The sequence below is a fragment of the Pseudoalteromonas sp. CNC9-20 genome, from assembly GCF_022347875.1.
GTDB lineage: Bacteria > Pseudomonadota > Gammaproteobacteria > Enterobacterales > Alteromonadaceae > Pseudoalteromonas > Pseudoalteromonas ruthenica.
In genome coordinates this window covers 194,416-209,770 of record NZ_JAKRFS010000004.1, presented here as the reverse complement: position 1 = coordinate 209,770, position 15,355 = coordinate 194,416, and the positions used below count along the sequence as shown (strand labels likewise).

15 protein-coding genes are annotated in these 15,355 nt (G+C 45.0%); 6 read left to right on the top strand and 9 right to left on the bottom strand.

The window, feature by feature from the left end; translation table 11 throughout:
- Positions 1-73: 73 nt before the first annotated feature.
- The 3 genes from MHM89_RS11315 to MHM89_RS11305 form a co-directional block, all read right to left on the bottom strand.
- A complete protein-coding gene (locus MHM89_RS11315; protein WP_239408808.1) occupies positions 74-2,380 on the bottom strand; it encodes a hypothetical protein in 2,307 nt (768 codons plus the stop codon).
- A gap of 209 nt (positions 2,381-2,589) precedes the next feature.
- A complete protein-coding gene (locus MHM89_RS11310; RefSeq protein WP_239408807.1) occupies positions 2,590-3,171 on the bottom strand; it encodes a hypothetical protein in 582 nt (193 codons plus the stop codon).
- 7 nt (positions 3,172-3,178) lie between these two features.
- Entirely contained in the window at positions 3,179-3,793 is a 615-nt protein-coding gene (locus tag MHM89_RS11305) for an AHH domain-containing protein (RefSeq protein ID WP_239408806.1), read from the bottom strand.
- A 175-nt stretch (positions 3,794-3,968) separates the two neighbouring features.
- Here MHM89_RS11305 and MHM89_RS11300 point away from each other — a divergent pair, with 175 nt between their 5' ends.
- The gene (locus MHM89_RS11300) at positions 3,969-4,589 is read left to right on the top strand and encodes a hypothetical protein (protein WP_239408805.1); all 621 of its coding nucleotides are present in this window, start codon (positions 3,969-3,971) and stop codon (positions 4,587-4,589) included.
- A 419-nt stretch (positions 4,590-5,008) separates the two neighbouring features.
- On the opposite strand, the gene MHM89_RS11295 is transcribed toward MHM89_RS11300, so the two are convergent.
- Together MHM89_RS11295 and MHM89_RS11290 are read right to left on the bottom strand one after the other, a co-directional pair.
- Complete coding sequence (locus MHM89_RS11295) at positions 5,009-5,950, bottom strand: substrate-binding domain-containing protein (protein WP_022944348.1); 942 nt, start codon at positions 5,948-5,950, stop codon at positions 5,009-5,011.
- Between the two features lie 159 nt (positions 5,951-6,109).
- A complete protein-coding gene (locus tag MHM89_RS11290; protein WP_239408804.1) occupies positions 6,110-6,682 on the bottom strand; it encodes a manganese efflux pump MntP family protein in 573 nt (190 codons plus the stop codon).
- Positions 6,683-6,873: 191 nt separating this feature from the next.
- Here MHM89_RS11290 and MHM89_RS11285 point away from each other — a divergent pair, with 191 nt between their 5' ends.
- Positions 6,874-7,515 (top strand): LysE family transporter, encoded by a 642-nt coding sequence (locus MHM89_RS11285; protein ID WP_239408803.1) that lies wholly within the window; start codon positions 6,874-6,876, stop codon positions 7,513-7,515.
- Positions 7,516-7,543: 28 nt separating this feature from the next.
- Here MHM89_RS11285 and MHM89_RS11280 read toward each other — a convergent pair whose 3' ends face one another.
- Complete coding sequence (locus tag MHM89_RS11280) at positions 7,544-8,152, bottom strand: MarC family protein (protein WP_022943884.1); 609 nt, start codon at positions 8,150-8,152, stop codon at positions 7,544-7,546.
- A 115-nt stretch (positions 8,153-8,267) separates the two neighbouring features.
- Between MHM89_RS11280 and MHM89_RS11275 the strand changes: the two genes are divergently transcribed.
- The 4 genes from MHM89_RS11275 (at position 8,268) to MHM89_RS11260 (ending at position 10,601) form a co-directional block, all read left to right on the top strand.
- Positions 8,268-8,702: a transcriptional repressor gene (locus MHM89_RS11275; protein ID WP_022943883.1), complete on the top strand. Its 435-nt coding sequence runs from the start codon at positions 8,268-8,270 to the stop codon at positions 8,700-8,702.
- Positions 8,703-8,775: 73 nt separating this feature from the next.
- The gene (locus tag MHM89_RS11270; RefSeq protein ID WP_022943882.1) at positions 8,776-9,243 is read left to right on the top strand and encodes a chemotaxis protein CheX; all 468 of its coding nucleotides are present in this window, start codon (positions 8,776-8,778) and stop codon (positions 9,241-9,243) included.
- Positions 9,240-9,677 (top strand): secondary thiamine-phosphate synthase enzyme YjbQ, encoded by a 438-nt coding sequence (locus MHM89_RS11265; RefSeq protein WP_045979204.1) that lies wholly within the window; start codon positions 9,240-9,242, stop codon positions 9,675-9,677. The genes MHM89_RS11270 and MHM89_RS11265 overlap by 4 nt, the downstream gene beginning before the upstream one ends.
- Positions 9,678-10,058: 381 nt before the next feature.
- Positions 10,059-10,601: a DP-EP family protein gene (locus MHM89_RS11260; protein WP_022943880.1), complete on the top strand. Its 543-nt coding sequence runs from the start codon at positions 10,059-10,061 to the stop codon at positions 10,599-10,601.
- 5 nt (positions 10,602-10,606) lie between these two features.
- On the opposite strand, the gene MHM89_RS11255 is transcribed toward MHM89_RS11260, so the two are convergent.
- From MHM89_RS11255 to alr, 3 genes are all read right to left on the bottom strand, one after another.
- Positions 10,607-13,162 (bottom strand): serine/threonine-protein kinase, encoded by a 2,556-nt coding sequence (locus MHM89_RS11255; RefSeq protein ID WP_239408802.1) that lies wholly within the window; start codon positions 13,160-13,162, stop codon positions 10,607-10,609.
- Positions 13,163-13,171: 9 nt separating this feature from the next.
- Positions 13,172-14,155, bottom strand: a complete 984-nt coding sequence (locus MHM89_RS11250) for an FHA domain-containing protein (protein WP_045979202.1) — start codon at positions 14,153-14,155, stop codon at positions 13,172-13,174.
- 111 nt (positions 14,156-14,266) lie between these two features.
- Positions 14,267-15,352, bottom strand: a complete 1,086-nt coding sequence (gene alr / locus MHM89_RS11245) for an alanine racemase (protein WP_239408801.1) — start codon at positions 15,350-15,352, stop codon at positions 14,267-14,269.
- Positions 15,353-15,355: the final 3 nt, after the last annotated feature.

Sequence of the window (15,355 nt, the reverse complement as noted above, 5' to 3'; positions counted from 1 at the left end):
TCCATATATACAAAAAGCGAAAATTAGTATTCTATACAGAGCTCTTAACAGTTAGAGCTCCTTAAATTAGCTGCTATGAATCTATCATTAATGCTGGCCAAAATGCGGGGTTAATAACAAAGCGAATTTTAGCATCTTTCTTAATAACTCCATCCATTAATTTCATACTGTAGCTAAAGTCATAGATATATTTAGGCTCATCATTAACAACTATTCCCAAAAAGCCATACCATAAGAGGAGTGAGAAGATGCTCTCTAAAAACCTTTCATCAACACCATATTCGCTTAGCGTTGACAGAACACCATCTTTTTGTAAGTGAGAACTACTCCCTATAAATGCATACAACACATCGTCAACATTATTCTCAACATCATGTATTTCATACCCTATATCTGCCAGCAAATCTGTTGAGTACGCGACAAGTCCTTTCTTAATATCATCGGCCAAAATTTTGTCATGATTCAAATTAATAGCGAAGCTTTTACATAAACTGATTAAATTTAGTAGAAACCTCGGGCGCATCAGAGAACGGTCAATAAGGTATTGAGAGCTTTCTTCCCCACAGTAGTGACTAACGCACAGTTTTGGCCATACCGTCTCAAAGCGGTCACTACCGTTTATGTCGTTTGAAACCAACCTGAGCCTTATCAATTCCCGTAATAGATCTGGATCAGTCCAATCTAAAATAGCGCTCGCTTCTTTTCCTCTGTCAGATGTATGCTTTACTAGTAGCTCGTATACATCGTTCCTTAAAAAGACAATTGAATTAACGTCAACGTGGGACTTCCCAAATAATCGTTCTATTTTCTTTGTGGCATCGATAAGTGCGCGAATAATCAACAGGTCTTCATTTTCAAGACCACTCGTTGGCCAACCCTTATCAATATTATCGAACAAAAGCCAACACATGTCCTTATGCGACATATAGCTAATTATTTGTTGAGAAAGCTCTTTTACGTCGTGGCTATATAGCATTTCCGTCAATTTGGAAGATGACAGCCTAACGCCCTTTGCATCGCCATGCTTTGAACGATATTCAGTGGAGATCTTTTCCATCAAAACACTCATGCGCTCAGAAAAGTCCCCCTCTGTTTCATAACCATCAGCATGGTATAAATCCGCAAGCTGACGATATGGCTCGTACAACTCATGATCATGTTTATGTTGTTCTCTATCTTTCTCTAGTATTTTGTAGCAGATTTCTAACAGTAATACGTATTCCCAAAATGCCATTATCGTATGCTGGAAAGTGCCTTCCTCTAAAAAAGAGAGAATTAACTCTTTGAACTTTATCAGCTTATACCCATCAGGCTTGAGGTCTAAAACAATATTTCCCTTCTTATTTCTTTCCCTATCCCTAACCTGTAAAAATATTGCAGACTTTCCAGATCCCTTTCGACCCACGACAATGTTTGCCTCGCCTCTCAAGGATTTTAAAAACTGATCTGTTTTTAAATAATAACTTTGCAGTGTTCGCATTTCATTTTCTGCAGATGAAGCGCCTAAGTCGAGGGCCTGTAAAAAAGTATCTTCGCTACCAATCTCTTTGTCATCACCTAACTGCATTGACTCAGCCACACTCGCTGCAAATTCTGCTATATGCTCGTTCACATCATCAGGGTGATAAACGACATTAACAAAATCTCGATAATCAAGCGGAACTGGATCTTCATCTCGTTGCAGCATACATAAGGCTTTCCCCATACCATTTGCCAAGCCAGCTATGAAAGCTCCACGCATATTGTGAATTTCAAAGTTAACCGTTTCGCTGGATAAAAATGGAACTACAACGCCATGAGATTGAGCAACTTGACTGATGGCGTCATTTGCTGATAGCCGTGGCTGCTCATTGGGATCAAAAGACCGAAACAAATAACGCGCTTTTTTTATTCTAGATATAATGCGAGTTGCAAAGTCTGTCTTATGATATCCCTCTAATAAATAGACTGGAGACTTAGTGTTAATTTTACTAGATATCTTCAGAGGCTCAGATTTAGTAACCTCTTCAAGAAATGATTCAAGCTCTTTTGCATTTTGATATTCACGGAAACCAAGAGTATCAAAAATACCAACATCGCGAATGGTCGGGGCTTTTTCTCTAACAGATGAATTCTTAGTAATTAATATTCTTTTGCCAGCCCCTATGGCGTAAGCCACTTCGTAAGTAACGTTAAAATTGAGAACAGAGATATCAGCTACTAGGTAATTAGCATTATCAATGGCTTCAAGCACTTGTTGAGATATGAAGTGACCCGGTATGTCTAATGCTCTCCAAGTTTTTAGTGAAATATCACCGCTTTTTCTTATTGATTCAACCGCGTTTTCAATCGTCTCTCCTATAGCAGAGGGCTGCGAAGCATAAGCAAAAAAACCATTCATACAATCTCCAAATTTTCCTTTTCAAGTTTTTACTATAGTTAGCTACGAGCTTTCGAAAAACTTCCTGCTACTTTAAAAATAGAGTCAAAACGAATTATCATGAAACGTAGTAATCGAAGCTTAAGATGAGTGGCAAAGGCTCGGTACCCCACTTAAGAGTCGTTACTCCCGAAATATCAACTACAAATCGAAGCTTTCTGCTGCTAGGCTCAGCCCAATTCTACTGCAGTAAACTTCAAACCTCTTAGGTCCAGCTGACTACAAATATCGTACAGACTCCCAGGTTCATCTGTAGAAAATGTAAAAAGACCACTTCCTTTCACTTTAAATAACGTACCGCAAGTTATCTTGTCCCTGTCTAAGACGAGTTTCTTAAAGCGTCGAACACGATTCACGCGCCCGTTTTTCATGTTGTACTCAGTCTTTTCCGGATCAATTGCATCCTGTTCACCCAAAATATTAAGGGCGTACCAGGTTTCACCATTTAGGTCCAAAGGTAAAAGCTCAACGCAATCTCCCAGTCCTTTTTCGAATGCGCTCTTTAACCTTTCAGGTATAGCAAACGCCATTGCCCCCCAACCTGCTATATCAGGCCGCTTTTCTGGTGTCTCTCCTTCGACGACCAACCAATCAACACTCACCGGGCGCCAAGCATCTCCTTTACGCTTACCGTCAAAGGTGTAGAGGTCGTTTTCTGTCATTTGAACTGATTGTTCAAACATCGTCTCTTGAAGTAGCAGGTACTCTCCGGCGTTCACACCCACAGCATATACTTTGTTAAAATCACTCACTGTCTAATTACCTCGGCAGCATAGTTGATAGTTCTTCATGTATTGGGAATTCTCCACTTTGTAGCTCATCACCAATATCACGCAATAAATCGATAATACCTTGTCGCCCCAAGCCCTCGCCTATGGTCTCAACAAGCAAAGCTTCGACGTTTAAATAGTATTCGTTTGTATGGATCTTCGAATGTGCTTCAGCATTGGGCATAGACTCCATTGGTTTATGCTTAGCGAAGCGGGGTAAAAAAACACCATTGGCTTCATGATCAATATCTATCCCAAAAGCAGCTAAGCGCAGCCTAGACTTCGCAGCTCGTATATCATTCCAAGACACGATATGGTGCGCAGCGGTATTTTCTTCTCTTGGACCACGTCCTGCTGCGATCATGTTATCGCTCAGACGTTTACTGTGTGACTTATTGTGTTCCCAGCGAATATGCTTACTATAAATTAGCTCTTCTTTGCTTATAAGGCCCTTGCGGTAACGCATTGCGTCAATAACTTCACCACGATAAAAAATGGCGTATTGCTGCGCTTGTGCTTTGGCTAATGCTGGGTTGCCGGTGGCATTGGTGAGGTCCTGTTCAAGTTCTTGAACAGTTATGTACTCTTCCTGCTGTCCTTGCATCTCATCGTCCTTGAGTTTTTAAATCAAAATCTGTACTTAAAAAGCATTTATGAACTTTAAGTTAACCTCACTTTTCGTAGAGTTCAAGGTAACTAGATATAAAGTTGAAATAGAAAGAACTTTCAAAAATTGTAAAATTAGGGATTGTGGACCTAAAAAAGTACAGGGAAATCTTATGAAATTATTCGACAGTGCAGGCGTAGCGGCTGCCATTACAGCCTATCTCTATTGTGCAAGTACTGCTTTCAACCACGGCTATTTAAATACTCTAGGTTTGGATAGTGACCTTTTGGAAAGAAGCTTTCACCAAACTATATATTCTGGCTTAATCCTTAGCCTAAGTAATTTTTTGTGGCTTACGCTGGGCATCTTTTGTCTTACCGTTTTGCACTTTTTGTGGCAAGAACTAAAAGACCTGATAGGTTCTTGCACTAGGCTCACAGTCTTCTTAAGTAAAGTTAAAAACAAACTCGGCATTACTAATAAGAAAACTGAAACATATCATAAAAAATATGAGGCCCGGGTCATGACTTCACTTGGTGTACTTCTATCCTTTATTGGAGTTTCCTTAGTTCTGATGAGCCATGAAAGTAAAGGAGCAGATATGGCTCATAAGATTTTGGATAAAGTACACGACCAATCTGCGGCAACCATGAAGTCTGAAGATTATGAAAACGACCTTGTCTTCTTATACTGCGGAACAAATAACTGCGCGGGGTACGACCCAATCAAGAAACGAGTTGTCTACCTTCCTCAGCAAATATTATCAATACAAACAAGTTTAGGTAAGCAATAACGAAGTGATTAATTCGCTTCCCAGTACAAACTCAGAAATCTGAAAAGCACAGCGTTCATAGGAAGTATATTCAGTGAAGGGGGCCAAACACAGTCACCCTCAAATATTATTGGGCCTCCTATAATCACCCTTGAATTCATAAGACCTATAAAATAAAGACTAAGCGGTCCAATCCAGCATTGGCGCGACACTGAAGCGACGAAAAGTCGATTGTTGCCAAGAAGGGGTGAGTTGAGTCTGTGTTGTCGCTTCGTTCATAAACCTGTGCCTGCATTACCAAGAAAACCAACGGGCTCTTTGCGCCGAGTTGTGGGCGCGCAATTATACGTCAATCACACCCTGATTGGTATTATCTAGGCCAATACCGACTTTCACAGCAACCCACACCTAAAGAGGTTCACTGATTTTACCTTTGAGTATTAATGGTTTTTCGCGCAGCTCTGCGCGTTATCAGGGGTGCAGTAATGAAAAGGTAAGTAATATTGCTCTTGTTCAGGAAGGTGTTGGTGCTTTACTGCATCATAAAGTAGCTGTGCGCCCTTACGGCCCATTTCATAAGGGTTTTGACCGATATTCATGGTGCCAAGGCCGCTCGCTAACGCTTGCAATTGCAGTGTTTCAGTATCGGCAGAGATAATCACTCGCTGCTTCTTAGCTAGCTGCTGTTTAAACTCTGTCATCACCTGCTGATAATCAGGATTAAACTGTGCAAAGCCAGCGACGGCAACAAAGATTGTCGGCTGCGGGTAACTGATAATGGTGCGTAATTGCTTGAGGGCATCATCGCGACGCCCAGCAGTGAAAAGCGGACAACGGGGATGCTCCAGCCAACCATTCTCACCATTCAAACGTTTGGTACTCCCTGACAAGGCATAACGCACGCCGTCGATGCGCTTGTTTAAGTTCGGCGTAGTGTGATGTCCCGATTGAATACATAAGGTTTGTGGGTGCTCTCGTTTAAATTGCTTTGCCGCCTCACCAAGTGCCACGCCAAAATCAAAGTTGTTAGTGCCCACATAGGCTAAACGGTAAGTTTGATGTTGTGGTGCCAAGTCTGAGTCAAAAGTGATCACCGCAATCCCTTGCTCCTGAGCCTTTTTTAGCGCTCTATTGACCAAGTGCTGCGAGTCGGTGGTAGACACCAATATACCGTCCACACCTTGAGCAACTAAATCTTGCACTACCAGTGCTTGGGTACGAGCGTCTTGGTAGTCATAAGCGCCATCATAAATACAGCGCAAATCGGCTTGGCGCTGGGCAAAATCTTGGCAACCTTTGAAGGATTGTTCATAAAAGCTGTCGTTCTTGGTTTTGCCTACGACGGCAAAGGTGTACTGGCCATAAGCAACAAAAGACAACATTGCGCAGAGCGCCGATATAAGCACTAGTGCTGATGAGCGAAGATTAAAACAGTGCAAAATAATTCCCAGTACAACTACCCAAGAAACTTTGGTTTAGAGTAGCTCATCCGGCATTAAAGGCAACATTTAGTTCACAAAACAAAAACAACTGCTGATTATTTAAGCCACTGTACTCAAATGTGAATATAGAATCCACGAGCCAATCACGACCAGCACAACACCGCCTAGGGTTTCTGCTCGTTTGCCGATCACCGTTGCTAAACGATGCCCAAGTAAACTGCCCATAGTTACCATCAGTGCTGTGGCTAAGCCTATCATCAGCGCTGCAAGGTAAATATTGACCGCAACAAAAGCTAGGCTCACCCCTGCAGTCAGTGCGTCCAAGCTGGTGCCTATAGCAGTCAGTATCACTTTGGCAATAGAAGACTTTTGCGCTGCTTCGCTTTGAGTGTCGTCATCCTCTTTCACACTTTCCACAATCATGTGCGTACCAAGTAGCAATAACAAGATAAACGCCACCCAGTGATCAAATTCTTCGATGTAGTGGGCTCCAGCATTGCCAATCAGCCAACCGATAAGTGGTGTGGTGCCCTCGATAATACCAAATATCAGCCCCATTTTTATGGCACTGAGCAGGCGTGGATGGCGTAGGTAAGCGCCCTTACTGATCGATGCTGCAAACGCATCGGTCGACATAGCTAAAGCCAATAGCATTAACGCGAAAATACTCATAACAACGTCATAACTGTGTATGCATCCGGCTCTAATCTTGCTGTCACCGATATGCTTGCCCCTGAAAGCGCGAATTATGCGCGCTCCCTCAAGCAAGTGCAACTCAGTATCCTGCATGAGCGATGCTAGCCATGCAAACAGGCGTAATTCGAGATACAGTGTCAGGCCTAACCCGGTAAACGGAATAATCTATGGAGCTGTCAGCCTATTTACCCCAGTTATTGTCCATCGCTACGCTAGCAACGATCATGGCTATTAGCCCCGGCGCCGACTTTGTCATGATCACCCGCAATAGCCTAGTATATGGACGTCGTGCCGGTGTTTATTCGGCGCTGGGCGTGGGGTTAGCGATTTGGATTCACGTTGCTTATTCCATAGCCGGCGTGGCGCTGCTCATTGCCCAATCGGTGGTGCTATTCACGGTAATAAAATACATCGGCGCAGCGTACTTAATTTACCTTGGCTATCAAAGCCTGCGAGCAAAGCACCATATCGCCTTGGAGCTAGCGCACGAGGCAGCGCCCAGCAAGGCGTTATCCGCCATCTCGGCTCTGCGTCAAGGTTTTATAACTAATGCCCTAAACCCCAAAACCACGTTGTTCTTTTTAAGTATATTTACTCAACTGGTGAGCGCCGATACGCCCGTTGCCATCCAGCTTGTGTATGGGCTTATTATTTCTTTGGCACACTTACTGTGGTTCGTGTTGGTAGCGATGTTTTTTAGCCACTTTGCATTTGTACACGCCCTACAACGTTATCAACGGCTTATTGAAAAAACCTTAGGTGTCATATTAATGGGCTTAGGCGTTCGCGTTGCCACACTCAGCCAATAAGTAGCTTAGTTTTGGCAGCGGCCGCGAGTTACAGCGCGAAGTAGTCTTTAATGCCACCGAGAATATTTGTCACCGCCACGGAGCTCAGGATCAGCCCCATGACTCTGGAGATAATGCTTGCACCGCCATCACCAATGAGGTTATGTACGTAGCGCGCCAGCAAAAGTAACAATAACACCACGCCTAAGACGCTAAGCATCATTGATGAGGTAATGGCCTGCTCGACCCAAGTATATTCATTATTACGAGTCATCAGCACCGCCCCTAGCATAGCCCCTGGGCTGGCTATTGATGGGATGGCTAGAGGAAATATGGCGGTTTCTGTGGAGTCGCGCACACTTTTAATTTCCGACTCGGGTTTGCCTTCACCAAAAATCATGGTCAGCGCAAACAGCAGCAGTACAATGCCACCGGCAATCTGAAACGCCGCAAGCGGAATACTAATAGCGTTGAGTAGCAACTCACCGACAACGACAAACAGCAGCAGCACTAGCGCCGATACCAGCACCGCTTTGTAAGCCACTTTGCGCTTAAATGCGGCATCTTCGCCGCGCGTCACGGCAATAAATACCGGCACTGTGCCTATGGGGTCAATTACCGCAAAAAAGAAAATAAAGGTGGCCAGTAATTCGTGCACACTTGCTCCTGAAAATTAAAACAAAATGATACCGCTCTCATGCAGACAGAGATAGTAATTTTTATGCGTCATAGTATGCTAGTATAGGTGGCGTTAAGATGAACGAAGGTTAGCTATGAATGTAGATGCGCTTGTCAGTAAAGCTAAAAGAATGTGCGACAGCAAAGGCGCCCGCTTTACTCCCATCCGTGAAAAAGTATTCCGTTTACTTGCCAGCACTAAAAGCGGTGTTGGTGCGTATGACTTATTAGAGCAATTAAAAGTGACAGAAACCAGCGCAAAGCCTGCGACGGTATATCGCGCACTGGACTTTTTAGCTGAACAAGGCTTTATTCATAAAATAGAAAGCACCAACGCGTTTATGTTGTGCCACCATTTTGATTCAATTCATCCGGTGCAGTTGCTTATCTGCGATCAATGCGGTCATGTAGACGAGCTGCACTCGAGCGTGCTGTCGCATGAGTTAAGTGAGCTCGCCTCACAAAGCGGCTTTAGTGTAAGCTCGCAAACTATTGAAGCGCATGGCATTTGTAAACGCTGTCAATCTTAGTAACAACTTGCTAGGGTAAAACACGTGCTGCAAGAACAGCAAAATTCACCTTCTGCGAACAAAGGTATGGACAATGAACGTCGAGTTTATTAACCCTTTTCTTTCTTCTTTGGTCAATGTGTTGGCCACGATGGCACAAACTGAACTAAAACCGGGTAAACCTCGCGTTAAAAAGGACGAGGTCGCGGCAGGCGATGTGTCAGGGTTAATCGGTATGGTCGGCCCTCAAACAAAGGGTTCACTCTCTATCACTTTCGATGAAAGCCTAGCGCTTACCATCATGGAACGTATGCTAGGCGAGCGCCCCAGTGCCATTAATGAAGAAGTGACCGACATGGTTGGCGAAATCACCAACATGGTTACTGGTGGCGCCAAAAACTTACTGGGTGAAAAAGGTTATGACTTTGATATGGCGACTCCAGCAGTGGTTTCAGGCACTGGCCACACCATTACCCACAAATGCGAAGGAACCACAATTATCATGCCTTTCACCTCAGGTGATGGCAATGCCCACATCGAGATCAGCTTCGACACCTTATGAGTTGGCAACAACACAGCATTACTTTAAGCGCAAAGCGCCGGGGCTTTCATCTAATTGATGAGGAAATTCTGCGCGCGCTGCCGCAAATTCAAGATTATCAGGTCGGCCTGCTGCATTTAATGCTGCAACACACCTCTGCAAGTTTGAGCATTAACGAAAACGCCGATCCCACTGTGCGCCAAGATATGGAAGCACACTTTAACTGGGCCGCTCCCGAGCGCCAACCTTTTTATCGCCACACCTACGAAGGTGATGACGATATGCCCGCGCACATTAAAGCCAGTACTTTAGGGTGTGAACTCACCTTGCCAATCAGTCATGGCCAGCTGCAGCTAGGCACATGGCAAGGTATTTACCTGGGTGAGCACCGCGACCAAGGCGGTTCTCGTCGTATTGTTGCCACCTTGCAGGGACAGCTAATAACCTCTAGATAGCTTGTTTTTCACGCTATCTACACTGATATGCATTGGGCGCAGACTTTAGCCAAGGTTGGCATGACATAAAGCGGTGTGGACCTGTCACTGTGTGGCGAAGAAAAACGCCAAGGCTTCCCCAGTAATAGCTCTTCGTCCTGAGCCCTTAATTTCAACTAGGTGTCTGCGTCGCTGTAACAGCGCTCGAAAGTAACAATCACTCAGTACTTAAGAACGATAACGCCTTGAACCGTATGCAGCATGCGCCTTTCATTGCCCCAATAAGTTGTTGCCTTACAAGCGATTACAAAAACTATACTTTCCTCACTTACGCGCTATAGTTATAGCCATTCCCAGATAAAGTAATCAAAAACGGTCCATTGTCTTAATAAGGAAATGATCATGTCTGAACAAGCCCCTGAAATCCAAGTCCCATGTGAGCCTGGTAATGTTTCGGTCCAAGAGCAGCTAGAGCTGATCCCAAGCGTTAACGAGCCTTGGCAAACATATGTTGTAGTTAATGGCAGTAAGCAAAATATCAACGGCCAAGACTACCCTATTCTATTCACTAACAACCCAGCTCATGCAGATTTACAACCAACTCAACATGCTGAGTTAGTTGTCACCATTAGTGACAATGATTGGGAGTTTTTTGGCAACGGTGTGGAATACATAAAAAACTACAGCAACTGTAACTACAATGTCGACTCGTCGATCAGTGCCGATAAGAAGCAGCTGACTCTCAAGGTTCATCAAGTAGATACCACGTTTTGTTACGGTAAAGCAGACGACAGCCCTCTTGATCAAGTTATTGAGGTTGCCCCTTCGAGTACTGCTGAGCCATTGAGTATCGGTTTCCGCTTTACTGCGAAGAACACCGCGAACGGTAAATACTATATGTCGCAAGACCCTCGCGTGATAGTTCGCCGTCCAGATGAAGATTAATTAACTCAGTTCACACAGAGCTGAGAGTGGGAGCTGACCATCGCTCTAAACTTTTCAAAATCGCAAAGTGGTTTAAACCAAGGCTGTAAAAACCAGTTTTGGTGGTAACCACTTTTTAAAGCCTCTTCCACATAGTAAAGACTGGAGTTAAAGTCTCCGCCCAGTGCATGCACTAATGCCGCTGTATAACTTAACTCTGACTTATCTTCTGCCAACTTGAAACTATGCTTCAGTGATTTAATAGCTTGCTCGTTGTCACCCAATTGAGCATAGGCCTGCGCATTTTCAGACCACGCCAAGGCTGATTCACGCCCGTTATTTAGCTGTAATAAGCGCTGATACAGCTCTTTTGATTCCACAAGCTTACCGTTGAGCATATTTATGTCTGCCATATTGAGCATCATCCCGGTGTTTTTTGGGGAGCTCAACAGCGCTTGCTTGGCAAACTTTTCTGCCATAGGGTAGTTCTGCACCATCATGTAGGCGATAGAGAGGTTTGATAAATCAATGCTGTCACTATTCTCATTGAGTGTTTTGCTGTAGCTTTCTATCGCAGAGGTGAAGTCACCTTCAATTAAAGCAATATCAGCTAGGTACTGGTGAGTTCTTCTATCACTAGGGACTTTTTCAACTAAATCAGCGAGCAGGTTTTTCGCTGACTGAAAATCACCCAGCCAATACAAAACGAGCGCGAGCTTCCTTTGTAACCGCAAATTGGGTCTCAAGCTCAACGCTACTTCTAACTTATCTCTGGCCTGTTTATCTTTACCCTCAGCAAGCAGAATTGAAGCCTCCAAATTCAAAATAGCAGCTTGGTCATGACTCACCTTGGTTAACATATCCAAAGCATGCTTGGCCTCTTCTATTTGCCCCAGCTCTATATTGAGCAGCACTAGGCTTTTGTAGTAGCTGGACAACTTCTTAAATTCACCCGGGGCATTATGGATTGCTGAAATTGCCTGCTTAAGATAGGTTTTTTCATGGGTTGAGTGATACAGCTGCAGCGCAATTTCACGTAGAAGGTTATAACCCTCGACACTGGTTGCACTCTCTTTGACCGTCGCCAGGCTTTTCTCAAACATCTCCGGCGTTGCTACGTTGTCGACATAAAACAACGTATACATCTCAAATAATGGACTGTTACTTTTCATTGTCGATAGCGAGCGATACTGTTCACTATCAATGCCCGGGGAAATAAGGCGTGCAGTATTGTATTTCGCCACGTCATGTAAATTAGTTGTGCCTGCAATATCTGTCTGCCACTGCATACTCTCCTGCACTTGCCAGTTGGGAGCACGTAGCGTACTTATTTCAACGCTACAGTGGCGTTGCTGACAATCCAACGAGCTGCTAATCAGGGTATCGGCGCCGGTGTAGTCGGCCAGCCTCTGAAAGTAGCTTTTAGGGTCTCTAAATTGATCACTATCTCGGCCTTGCGCCAACATATTCATTTCTGCACGGCTAACTAATTGCTGGTCTTGCTGGAGCAACTGCTGCCACATAGCACTTTGTACCGAGCCTTTCAAAGCGCTTTCGTAATGCTTAAATTCATCAGGTAGGTTATATATCTGAGTGGGTAGAATCGCGACCACAGGCTGGTGTAACAGATAAGGGCGTAGCAAGTAGCCTCCCACCAACACTGCCGCACAGACAAAGGCCATCACAAGGTAACGCCAGCGCAACTTTTTTGCTCGTAATGGTGTGCTTTTCTGCGTGCTATTTGATGGTGTAACCGGTTCTGTTTGCTGCTCTAGAATAGCGGCTTGAACTCGTTGTTGCAGTAACTGTTCAAGCTGTTTGCTAAAAGGGCCTCGGCGCAGATTTAAGCGCGCCGCAGGTTGTACGCTAAGCGCTTGCCCTAATATTGCTTGCAACTGCTGCGGTAATTGCGTGGTGCTGAGATCTAAGTGTTGTCCTTGCAATATTGCCGCGCTGATATCTTGGCCACCTTGTCCAGCAAAGGGGTGCTCGCCTGTCAGTAATTCAATTGCAACAACGGCAAACGAGAACCAATCGCTGTGGTGACTAAGTGCTTGCCCTTGCAACTGCTCAGGCGACATATAGCCCTTGGTGCCTGCGCTTTGACTAACATGGCTGTTACCGCCCACGAAGCCAGCAATACCAAAATCAGCCACTTTGACTTGCCCAGCTTCACTGATCAAGATATTGCTCGGTTTCAAGTCACGGTGAATAATGCTGTTGCGATGCGCGTGCTCTAAACCCTTAGCAATATCCACCAGCATAGCCAGCTTTTGTTCAAGCGTTAACACATGCTGCTTCTGGTATTGCAGCAGGTTTTTACCGCGACAAAACTCCATCACTAAGTACTGCTGGCCATCGCTTTGGCCACAGTCAAATACTTGAATAATATTGGGGTGATTTAAGCGTGCCAGAAAGCGCGCTTCACTAAGGGCATCTTCGTCTAATTCACTTTCACCGCTAGTATTAAGCACCTTAAGTGCCACGGTACGTTCTAGTTTAGTATCAAAAGCTTCGTAGATGGTGCCCATGCCGCCCTGGTACACCACTTTATTCAATTCATAATGAGCAAGCGTGCGCATAGAGTTTACCTAGTTGGAGGATGCGCGTTTAACCGACTCTTCGAGTTGGTGGCCTTTATATATTTCGAAATTACTGGCGCTAAAGCGCACCTTACGTAGTTTACGCTCGATGATACTATCGGCATCCTCTATATGCGCAAGGGCATCGCTAAATTGCTTACGGGCGCGGTGAATTTGAATGTTTAGATAGCGAGAATCGATACCCAAATCGCGGGCTATCACTTCAGTTTCGACCCAACCTTGACTGAGCTCATGTACGCCGTTGGCGGCATCTTGAGCCTTGTAACGGGCCAAATTTAACGTTAGATAATGATGGCAACGCTCATGCAAATCAATTTCCTCACCTGGGCCTCTGACCGTAAGCTCTGCAGACTCTTCATCTAGGGTAAGGTGAAAAATAAAGTTTAAGTCGGCTAACTGGGTATTGCTTACATCGCGCAGCGCTGTGGCTTCTTCCAGATGGCTTAAATGCAATTGATAACTTCGCTGGCTATCACTGAGCTGATCGTTCTCTATTAAAATAGTGTGATCAAGCATCGGCCCATCCAGGTGCTCAAAGCACCAAAAACCACTTTCACGTTGGTTAAATACGGCTATTTCTGGGGACTCTTCAGGGATAAGGTTGTAATTTGCTAGGCAAATAAACTCCGAAGTAGGCTTGGCGTATTCATCAAGAACAATCAATAAGTCTTGCGGCTTATCTAAATTCGCAACTTTGAATTGCTTGCCATCATTTCCCGGCAGAGCAATCACATCATGAAGCTTAAGCGTTTGGCTGTGATCTTTATCTAAGCGCTTGCTATTAAGCCAAGTGCCATTACGGCTGAGGTCACGAACCTGCCATTCATTCCCCTGCCATTCAATGATGGTATGAATTTTTGACACGCTAGGGTCGCTGATCAGCGTGTCTACACTGTACTGAAAACGCCCAAAGCTATGGTGGGCGTGCAAATAAATCACATTGTCCGTATCCGCTTCGATAAGGTAAGCCATAATCGCTCCAAGCGCCTTTTGTACCTAATTATTATTATAAGGGATGAGTGGCTTATTCTCTGCTTTTTTCGAACAAAAATAAACAGCTGCTTAACAATTGTGGGAATAGTATCAGCTTGATGCGATATATTGATAACTAACGCGCGGGGTAATATTGCATAGAAGTTCATAAGCGATGGTGTCGGCGCAGGCAGCAATTTCTTCAATGGCTAACTCACGTCCCCACATAATGGCTTCATCACCTACTGCAACAGCGCTGGGGTCTGGGCCAATATCAACAGTGATCATATCCATAGACACACGCCCAACCAACGGGTAACGCTGCGCGTTTATAAGCACAGGCGTGCCGTTTTGAGCATGACGCGGATAGCCGTCTCCATAGCCAATGGCTACCACCGCCAGGTAGGTATCTTTGTCGGCTCGCCAATGTCCGCCATACCCCACCGGCTCGCCCTGGCGTACCGGACGCACGGCAATCACTTCGCTACTTAGGGTCATCACGGGGGTCAGCTGAAGTTGCGCAGAAAAAGTATTTTTCACGGGCGAAACACCGTACATCATCAACCCCGGGCGTACCCAATCACCGTGACTTTGCGGATAATTAATGATGGCGGCAGAATTCGCCAAACACAGCGGCTCAGGTTTATCGGCTACCAAGGTTTGAAATAACTGCAGCTGGGCCTCATTGTAGGCATCCTGATTGTCATCTGCACAAGCAAAGTGAGTCATTAGATTTACTTCATCTTGCACATGAGGGCAATCTTTTAAGCGGCGATAGAAGGTATTGATGCTGTCTGGGTTTATGCCCAAACGATGCATGCCGGTGTCTACTTTTAACCATACTTTAATGGCCCCTGCTAACTGGGCCTGCTCTAGGGCTTCAAGCTGATATTCGTCATGCACCACTGTTTGGAAGTTATTGGCCAGCATAATTTCGATATCGCTGGCTTTAAAAAAACCTTCCAGCAGCACGATGGGCTTAGTAATGCCACCGGTGCGCAGGGCCAGAGCCTCTTCAATGCGAGCAACGGCAAAGGCATCGGCATCGGCGAGCTGTTGCGCAATAGGCACTAAGCCATGGCCATAGGCATTAGCTTTAAGCACGGCCATTACTTGGCTATCTGGAGCAAGGCCTTTAACGCGCGCTAAATTAGCGCGCAGGGCACAAAAATCAATGGTTGCGGTTGCCAACGCCATAGT